This window comes from Paenibacillus oleatilyticus (assembly GCF_018998565.1).
In the GTDB taxonomy this organism is placed as follows: Bacteria; Bacillota; Bacilli; order Paenibacillales; family NBRC-103111; genus Paenibacillus_G; species Paenibacillus_G oleatilyticus.
Genome location: NZ_JAHNZO010000060.1, coordinates 1 through 8,961, shown reverse-complemented (window position 1 = coordinate 8,961; position 8,961 = coordinate 1). Strand labels below are relative to the sequence as shown.

The window sequence follows — 8,961 nt, the reverse complement described above, 5'->3', positions numbered from 1 at the left end:
CGCCCCGGGGGGCCGGCGCTGACCTCCTGCATAGCGGCCATGGCAGGCTGGAGCGCTTCTTCCCCTGCGCCACAGCCCTTAGACACCCGCGTCCGCATCTGCCTGACCTGCAGCCACGCGCTCAACCCAAGCAGCGAGGCGCCGAGCAATACGCCCATAAACTCGTTGCCGATTCCGTAATAACGTGCGCCGACGATCGGATCGTAGCCAAGCACCGAACGCTTCATCGCTTCGGCACCGGTACAGCCGTCAAGCAAGATCAGCGCCCCGGTTGCCGCTCCGATCCATCCAAGCGTGTGCATAAGCTGCGGAATTCCCCGGGAGCCTGCTGCGGCAAGCATTCCGAGCGCGAGAGGAGCGGCGAGCGCCAAGCCCGCCAATAGCGGCTTGGTCATATGCGCCGTCCAGCCCAGCGCCAGCAGAACGCCGGGCGCAAGCAGCACCGAAAACAGCAAACCGCGCACCCATCTCCGCAAGCGCCCCGTCGGCTTTGCCCACCGCAGCGCGATAAGACCCAGCAGCATAACGGCCACTTCGTACCCGGCAAGCCCGTATAATAGCGTAGGCCGCAGCGCGTAGACGTTAGCCATCTGCCGCATATCGCTCAGCAGTACAGCAAGCGGTGACCTGCTATCGCGTCCCGATTCGGCGCTCACGATAGGCAAACCGATCATTCCCTCCGGCCGCGCCAGCCCGAATTCCCCCAGCAGCGACGGAGCCACATCGACGGCTGCAACCAGTCCGGGACGCCGCGTCGTAGCCGAAGACATTAGCGTACCTTCCGTTTTGGCCGAAGACCAGCGAATGACCGGGGTAAGCAGCCATTTTTCTTTCCATGCCTCCGAATGCACCTTCGGGCTGACCAGCCACAGCACATGACGTCTGCCGGACGCTTCCATTTCGCCCGTAAGCTTCGATAACAGCCGGTCCGTTTGCTCCAGCACCGCTCTTTTCCGCTCGGCAAACCGGGCAGGCTCGTACCAAGCCTTCTCTGCGTACAGCCGGTACCAATCGCCAAGCTCCAGCACCGCGAGCGTACCGCGATCCGTCCCTTCCGCAAGCGGCGGCTTACGTCCGGTAACAAACGCTCTCCATTCCTCGACCAGCCGTTCCGTATCCGTCCTGACAGCCGAAGGCATGTTGGCATCGGCGATAAGAGTGCCCCGGCCCACATCCCCTGCCGCTACCGTTCCCTGACCGTCCATGATCATAAGCGGAGCAGGCCGCTTGAAGCGATCCGTGCCTCCTCCCGGCTCATCGAGATTGCCCCACACGCCCAAGCGGACGCCATGGCGTTTCAAAGCTTCTCCGAGCAAGCCCGGCCGGGCCAAGTAATTCCCTTCCGCGTTGTCCCGTTTGAGCGAAGGGTAAGCCGGAACAAGCACCGAGACGCTTGAAGCGACAACCTCCGCCCCGTCAGCGGCAAACCTGCGTATGAGCGCTAAGGCGGATTGCCCGTCCCGCCGCTCTGCACGGTTCCACCCTTCGCCGCCTTTGCCGTCTGCCGGCGTTCCTGCCCCCCAAGTCGCGTACACCGACTCGAGTCCTTTATAGGGGACGCGCACATTCATTGCGGCCAAGCGCCCTGTTGTCGCAAGCTTCCGCAAGGCCGGAAGACGGTCCAACCCCTCCGGCTGCAGCTCCATAAACGATAACCCGGGTATGGAAATCACCGTAACGATCAGAGAATTTTCAGAATTGGGGATAACTTCCGATTTTTCCTGTTGTGTGGGGATAACCTGTCCCTGTGAAATGGAATTTGTCCCCAAGCTATAAACTGGTGAGGCACCATAGGTCACACTCATCCACATACACGATACGGCTGCCATGACACAAACGATCCCTTTGGCATACAGCCTGGAGGCTTTTTGACGAATCGTTCCATTGCGCATGATGTTCCGCCTCTCCCTTGCCAATCGCTCATCTGGGAATTCGTCGTATGCAGCGTATCGCACGTGCAGTAGCACCGAAATTTTGCATGCTCCGCCGAATCCCTCGCAAAGAGCTCTTTTTCGTACTTTGCCCAATTCGTTCCGTCTTATCCAGCTTATCCCCTATACTGGAGCTATTCACTCTATCCACAACATTATCCCCATAAAAACTTGTCACTTTCTCTAGAAAAATCAGGCTTTTTCAAGGAATCCACAAACTTATTCACATTATCCACATATTCACTGTGAAAAACTTATCCACTCCCTCTTGGGAAAACGAAGCACGCTAATCGTTCTTCTGACGCGGATTTCGCAAATTACCCACATTATGCACAAAGGTTGTGGATAACTATATCCACAACCTCTACTCCAGTTGTTCAGGAAGGAAGCATCTTCGCTTCGCAGCCGATCGTACAGGGAGTCATCCGGTATCCTTTCGTTTGAAGGTGCCTACTTACCGTTCTGCACCGCGGCTCGCCGTATTCCTTTTCGTCAACGAAAAAAGCCCGCCGTCTCATGTAAGAGACGACAGGCAAATTTACAACCGCAAGCTTACTCTCCACCGACAAACATATAGCGCGCGACCACGAGCACGGCCAGCAGCCACATCAGCCAATGCACTTTGTATTGGCCCTTGCCGCCCAATTTGGCGACCGTTGCCAGCAGCACATAGCTGACGATCCCGAACGAAATCCCGTTCGCGATATTATACGTGAACGGCATAAGCGCCACGATCAGAAAAGCCGGAATGCCGTAAACCAGATCTTGAAAATCGATCTCGCGCACCGCCTGCATCATCAGCACGCCGACGATGATCAAAGCCGCTGCCGTCGCCGGCCCCGGAATGAGCGCCGCAATCGGCGCCAGGAAGAGCGCCAGCAGGAAACATACGCCCGTTGTAACGGCCGTAAGACCTGTACGTCCGCCTTCGGCCACCCCCGCAGAGCTTTCGACAAAAGCGGTCACCGTACTCGTTCCGACCAACGCACCGGCGCTGACGCCAACAGCATCGACCATCATTGCTTTGCCGACTTTTTTGTTGCCTTCTTCCTTGTTTTTCATGAAGCCCGCCCGGTTGGCCGTGCCTACGAGCGTGCCGAACGTGTCGAACATCTCGACAAACGTGAACGTCGCAATGACCGAGATAATGCCTGCATGCATAATACCGGCAAAATCAAAGTGGCCGAACGCCAGCTTGCTCATGTCCGGCACCCACGTCGTTTTGGCGCTTGTCAGGTTGGCGAAATTGACCATGGGCGAGCCGTCCGGATTGTGCATGAACACGCCGACCAGCGTCGTGAGCAAAATTCCGAACAAAATCGCTCCACGCACGCGCAGCACCATCAGAACGGAGATAAGCGCCAAGCCGATAATGCAGAGCAGCACGCTCGGATCTTTCATGCTGCCGATATGGAATACCGTTTCAAACGAAAGAACGTCCGTATATTTATGCGCCGGAATGACTTTGCCCGCTTCCACCGCGACCGTCAGCAGGCCGCTGTTCTTCACCCCGATGATCGCAATGAAAAGCCCGATCCCTACGGTAATCGCGTGCTTAAGGCTGTCCGGCACGGCGACCAGCAGCAGCTGCCGTACTTTGGTTACCGTCAATACAATGAAAATCAAACCGGAAATGAAAACCGCCGTCAATCCCATTTGATACGTGAATTGACCTTGCGATGCTAAAATAACCGTTGCAAAATACGCATTGAGCCCCATCCCCGGCGCAAGCGCAACCGGAAAGTTGACGAACAGGCCCATCGCAATCGTCATCACGCCTGCGGCAATCGCCGTGGCAAGAAACACCGCCGTCCAGTCCATGCCTGTCGCTCCGGAGCCGAACGCACTAAGAATGTTCGGATTCACGGCCAAAATGTAGGCCATCGTCATAAACGTCGTCAGCCCGGCCATGATCTCGGTACGTACGGTGGTACCGTTTTCCTTCAGTTTAAAAAACCGGTCCATTCTAGAAATCCTCCCACATATTTAATCGGAACAACGACGAAAAACCCGGGTAAAGACCCCGGGCTATCAAGCAAAAGAAGGTTCCACGGATATATCCGTGAACCGTCCTATCCTTGTTCGTAGCCAGATCATTTACGGTGATCTCGTAGAAACTTCCAGGCCGATTCCCGGAATTATACGAAACGGTTATTCCTATTTTGTCAACAATCCTTATTCTAAAATCGGGGGCGGCGATTGTCAATTATTTTTCCGAACAATCTTCGTATCTGTTATAAATTCGTTCGGAATCATGACAGGCAGTCCGAGTTCGGCAGGCAGGCTGCGCATTGAAAAAAAGCCCGTCCTCTTCATTCGAAGAAAACGGGCTTTCCGATTATTCCCATTCGATGGTAGCCGGCGGCTTGGAGGTGACATCGTACACGATGCGGTTGACGTTGTCGACCTCGTTGACGATCCGTACCGAAATTTTCTCCAGCACGTCCCACGGAATACGCGCCCAGTCGGCGGTCATGCCGTCGATCGACGTGACGGCGCGGATGCCGACGGTGTACGAATACGTACGCTCGTCCCCCATGACGCCGACGCTTTTCATATTCGGGAGCGCGGTGAAATATTGCCAAATTTCGCGGTCAAGACCGGCTTTGGCGATTTCGTCGCGAAGAATCGCGTCGGATTCGCGCACGATGTGCAGCTTCTCCTCCGTGACTTCGCCGAGCACGCGGATCGCAAGTCCCGGACCCGGGAACGGCTGACGCCATACGATAGCCGCCGGAAGGCCGCATTCCTCGCCGACCTTGCGGACCTCGTCCTTGAACAGCGCTTTGAGCGGCTCCACAAGCTCGAACTTCATGTCTTCCGGCAAACCGCCAACGTTATGGTGCGATTTGATTGTTTGCGCCGTTGCCGTGCCGCTTTCCACAATGTCCGTGTACAACGTGCCTTGAGCAAGGAAAGCGAAATCGCCGAGCTTGGCCGATTCTTCTTCAAAGACGCGGATGAATTCCGTGCCGATGATTTTGCGTTTTTGTTCAGGATCGTCCACGCCGGCGAGCTTGCCGAGGAACCGTTCGCGCGCGTCGATTTTGACGACATGCATATCGAATTTGCCGACAAACGTATCCATGACGCCTTCCGCTTCGCCTTTGCGCAGCAGACCGTGATCGATGAACATGCAGGTCAATTGATCGCCGACCGCTTTATGGATGAGCGCTGCCACGACGGACGAATCGACGCCGCCGCTGAGTGCGCAGAGCACTTTTTTGTCGCCAACTTGATTGCGGATGTCGCGGATCGTATCTTCGATGAACGTCTCCATGCTCCACTTGCCTTCGCAGCCGCAAATATGATACAGGAAGTTTTTGATGATATCGTTGCCGTAAACGGAGTGACGCACTTCCGGATGGAATTGAACGGCGAACATTTTTTTCTCCGGATGGCTCATGGCCGCTACGGGAGCGTGCTCGGTGCTTGCGTCAATGACAAAGCCTTCCGGCGCCTGGACGACAAGGTCGCTGTGGCTCATCCAAACCGTTTGTTTTTTATCGAGGCCATGCACCAAACCGCACGCGTCGGCGAAATCGACCTCGGCTTTGCCGTACTCCCGCTTCGATGCCCGTTCCACCTTGCCCTGCAATTGATGCGCCATCAGCTGCATGCCGTAGCAAATTCCGAAAATCGGCACGCCAAGCTCGTACACGGCCGGGTCGACCAGCGGCGATGCTTCTCCGTACACGCTGGCGGGGCCTCCCGAGAATACGATGCCTTTCGGCTGCAGCGCTCTGATTTTTTCAATCGGGGTGTTGTAAGGGAGCAATTCGCTGTAAACGCCCAAGTCGCGAATCCGACGGGCGATGAGCTGGTTGTACTGTCCGCCAAAGTCGAGCACCACAATGATTTCGTTCGGCTTGTCCATGTTAAGTAAGTTCCTCCTGGCTTCTTCGTTCGTTTTCAATGAAACTTATTATAAACTTCTGTCCGGCAAAGGGCAATGCCTGAGCGGAAAGTCGCGGCGCAGCGCCAGTGTAAGCGTTACAACTCTTCCATAAAGATCCATAAAAGGGGGTTGAGGAAAAGAACTCCGGGTCGGGGCGTGATTCGGATGCGTATTCGGTTGCCCCGGGATGTGGACAAGCGGGGCGTCGAATACGATGCGGGGAATATGTGCATAACCGAAACAGAGAGGCAGGCCGTTGGGGAAATGTGGATGATACGATGTTCCTCTATTCGGATGTGCATTGTGGGTAAGCTGAGAGCGACCCGGACAGCCCAAACGGAAGGGAAAAGCCCGGAACGGGAGGCGGCTCTTCATGGAAGAGCGCCTACGGTTCCAGGCTCCGGCTTTGACGCAGGCGCCGCCAAGCGTCCGTGAGCATACGGCGGGTGACCTGCTCCTGCGGGCCATCCGGATCGGCATAGCGCACCGTTTCAAGCAGCTGCGCCAGTTGAAGCAGCGTGATGCGCTGCGCCTCGCTGCGGCAGCGGCGGGTATTCGCGTATTCGCGCAGCGTTTGCTGCGGCGCCGCACGGCCGTACGAGCGCTGCAGCCGCCGCCACAGCCGGTCGGCGAAGCGGTGCAGCGAGGCCCGGCGCAAGCTGCCGCGGAAGTCGGCGGCCTTCGCAGGATCAAGCCGACGGGTTCGACGCCTGCTGAGGAACGCCAGGAGGGAGCCGCCAGCAAGGAGCGGCGCTATCGGCCAGAGGAAAAGCAAGCTCTGTAAGAAGGGTACAGTTGTGCGCATCCATCCTTCAAGCGCTGTGGCAACCGTAGATAACGTCGCTTTTATACGATTCAGTGCGGTATTTGCGGGATCTGTCAGCGTTGCGGTCCATGAGAATACGAGCGACCGCTTGCCCGCTTCGGTATTTGCAGTCAGAGCGGCGCTTGAAGCAGCCGCAGGAGCCGCGTCGGCGGCTGCTCTTCCCGATAGAGTAAAGCCCGGAGTCGGCTCGAACTGAACCCAACCGACCGACGGAAAATACGCTTCTACCCAGGAGTGCGCATGCTTTTGGCGTACTTGGACGAAGTAGCGCTCGTCTCCGTCGGCGGCAGCCTGGGACACCGCCTCTCCAGGCGCGAATCCTTTGACCCAGCGGGCCGGTACCCCGGCGGAACGGAGCAGTACGGCCATCGCGGTGGAAAAGTGATCGCAATATCCGGTTTTTTGCTCAAACAAGAACCGGTCGACGAAGTCTTCGTTCTCACCCGCGGCCCGTGTTCCTTCCAAGCTGTAGGGATAATGCTCCCTTAAATAACGTTCGATCGCCTCCGCTTTCGCATAGGGGGTCAGCAAGCCCGCGGTTAGCTGCTCCGCGAGGCGGCGGACCCGGTCCGGCAGCGAGGCGGGAAGCTGCAAATACCGGTTCCGCACGTCTTCGGCATAACCGTTCCCCGTATCGGCCGCCGGTACGGTGCGATCGGTCAGCACCCAAGCCTCGATCTCGTAGGTAACCAGCGGGTCCGTTAAAGCCGGGACCGTATACCGGTCTGTCGCGTCCTGCTTCCAGACCCATTCGTTCGGAATCGGTTTCCCTTCGGCCGACTGCATCGACGTCACCCGTTTAACTTCACCGCCCGCGAAGATCTGGCGGTTCAAGCTCGGAGAAGCGATGCGAACTTCTTGCCGGACGAGGGAATAAGCCGCAGAACGTGGCCGTCTGACCTCTTCCCTTGTCGCCTGATTGGGAACGAACTGGACCGGCGGGTCATCCACTCTCGCCCAGCCTTGGCCGGTGTAGAAGCTTTTCGCCTCGCCCCGCCAGTAGGTAAGCCTGGGGGTAACCGCCGTAAACGCAAGGCTGTCGTCCTGCTGCAAAGGCTGCCCGAGCTTGCCGTCATCGGAGCTGTACCCCGTTCGGGCACCCGCTTCGGATGTCCATCCGTGCCGCTGCAGCCAAGCGCTGCCCGGAAGGCGGTTTTCGAGCGACCGGACATACCCCGACCAGTCGGGTGTCCGCATGTCCTGCGGATGCAGCGTCGCTCCGAGCAGACCGGCGCCAAGACCGGCAGCGGTCAGCAGCAGCGCGGGAAAGATGCGCATCCGTTCCCCGGGGGCGGGAGCGGCGGAGACCGCTTCACCCCGCCAGCGGAGCGCTCGTCCCGGCTGAAGCATAGCTTGAAGCAGCAGTCCGAAGCCCGTGCAGCGCAGCACGGCGTGAAACATATCCAAGGCCAATACCGTCTGAAAGAACGCCAAATAGCCCAGTGTCAAGCCAATAAACCAAATTAGCTGCCGACGTTCCAACACGAACGATTGCACAACGGACACAAAGAATGCCCAACCCGCCATAAAACAAAGCGTTCGCGTGGCAGGCTCCCAATTCGCCACCTTCCCCTGCAAGCCTTCGGCGGCATCGGCAGCCAGCTCGCGACTCCATTGCAGCCACCAGGAGGGGAAAGGCATCGTTTGTCCGTTATGAATCCAAGCCGTTAGGAGAACGCTCCATAACGCTTTGGCCGACCATGCCGCCGCGCCCGGCAGGCGGAACGTATCCAACAGCATGAATGCCGCAAAAGTAACGGCGAACGGTGCGATACTGTATATCTCGGTAAGCTCCGACAATCGGCGCAGCGGGTACAGCCACTCGAGCAGCAGCAGAAGCAGCAGCACGCTGAGGGCGGCGTCTCCCGCCCACTTGGCGGGAGTTCGCGTCGCCTCGCGGTTCGCGGCGCGGGAGCTCGCCAAGGCGACTGCGGCGGGGGCGGAAGCCGCCGCCTCGCGGAAGGCGCAGGCGCAGGCCGCGAACATGGCGCGGGCGCGGGAAGCGGCAGCCGTGGCCTTGCCGCTGGCCGCGGGAGAGGCAGGATCCTCCGCCCGCAGAGCGGCGCGAGGATCGGTTTCAGGTGCCGATCGCGGCATCGGCGGCACCTCCTTTCGGCGCAGCAGCGGGCGCATGCGGCGCCAGGATCGTGACCGGGCAGCCGAGTGCTTCGAGCTGCCGCACCCACGCGTGCGCGGGCCCGGGCCATACCGCCCCGGGCTCGTGCACGTAAACGACGCGCGCGGCGCCGCGAGGCAGCCCGCGCAGGACCGCGGCCAGCTGCGCGTCGGCGCGGGCTGTGACGAGC

General features: G+C 58.7%; 3 protein-coding genes, 2 pseudogenes and 1 riboswitch. All 5 genes and pseudogenes read right to left on the bottom strand.

What is annotated here, in order from left to right; genetic code table 11:
* Nucleotides 1-1,646 (bottom strand): annotated as a pseudogene (locus KQX66_RS36220) (hypothetical protein); the annotation flags it as partial.
* An 837-nt stretch (nucleotides 1,647-2,483) separates the two neighbouring features.
* Entirely contained in the window at nucleotides 2,484-3,896 is a 1,413-nt protein-coding gene (locus KQX66_RS36215) for an NCS2 family permease (RefSeq protein ID WP_216798361.1), read from the bottom strand.
* Nucleotides 3,897-3,996: 100 nt separating this feature from the next.
* Nucleotides 3,997-4,097: riboswitch (purine riboswitch) on the bottom strand.
* A 172-nt stretch (nucleotides 4,098-4,269) separates the two neighbouring features.
* Nucleotides 4,270-5,808 (bottom strand): glutamine-hydrolyzing GMP synthase, encoded by a 1,539-nt coding sequence (gene guaA, locus KQX66_RS36210; RefSeq protein WP_216798360.1) that lies wholly within the window; start codon nucleotides 5,806-5,808, stop codon nucleotides 4,270-4,272.
* Between the two features lie 406 nt (nucleotides 5,809-6,214).
* The gene (locus KQX66_RS36205) at nucleotides 6,215-8,752 is read right to left on the bottom strand and encodes a transglutaminase-like domain-containing protein (protein ID WP_216798359.1); all 2,538 of its coding nucleotides are present in this window, start codon (nucleotides 8,750-8,752) and stop codon (nucleotides 6,215-6,217) included.
* Nucleotides 8,733-8,961, bottom strand: a pseudogene (locus KQX66_RS36200) (DUF58 domain-containing protein); the annotation flags it as partial. The pseudogene KQX66_RS36200 and the gene KQX66_RS36205, both read right to left, overlap by 20 nt.

Bases quoted from the DNA above. Each gene is read 5' to 3' on its own strand.
- KQX66_RS36215 (WP_216798361.1), bottom strand. From the start codon at position 3,896: ATGGACCGGTTTTTTAAACTGAAGGAAAACGGTACCACCGTACGTACC.
- guaA (WP_216798360.1), bottom strand. From the start codon at position 5,808: ATGGACAAGCCGAACGAAATCATTGTGGTGCTCGACTTTGGCGGACAG.
- KQX66_RS36205 (WP_216798359.1), bottom strand. From the start codon at position 8,752: ATGCCGCGATCGGCACCTGAAACCGATCCTCGCGCCGCTCTGCGGGCG.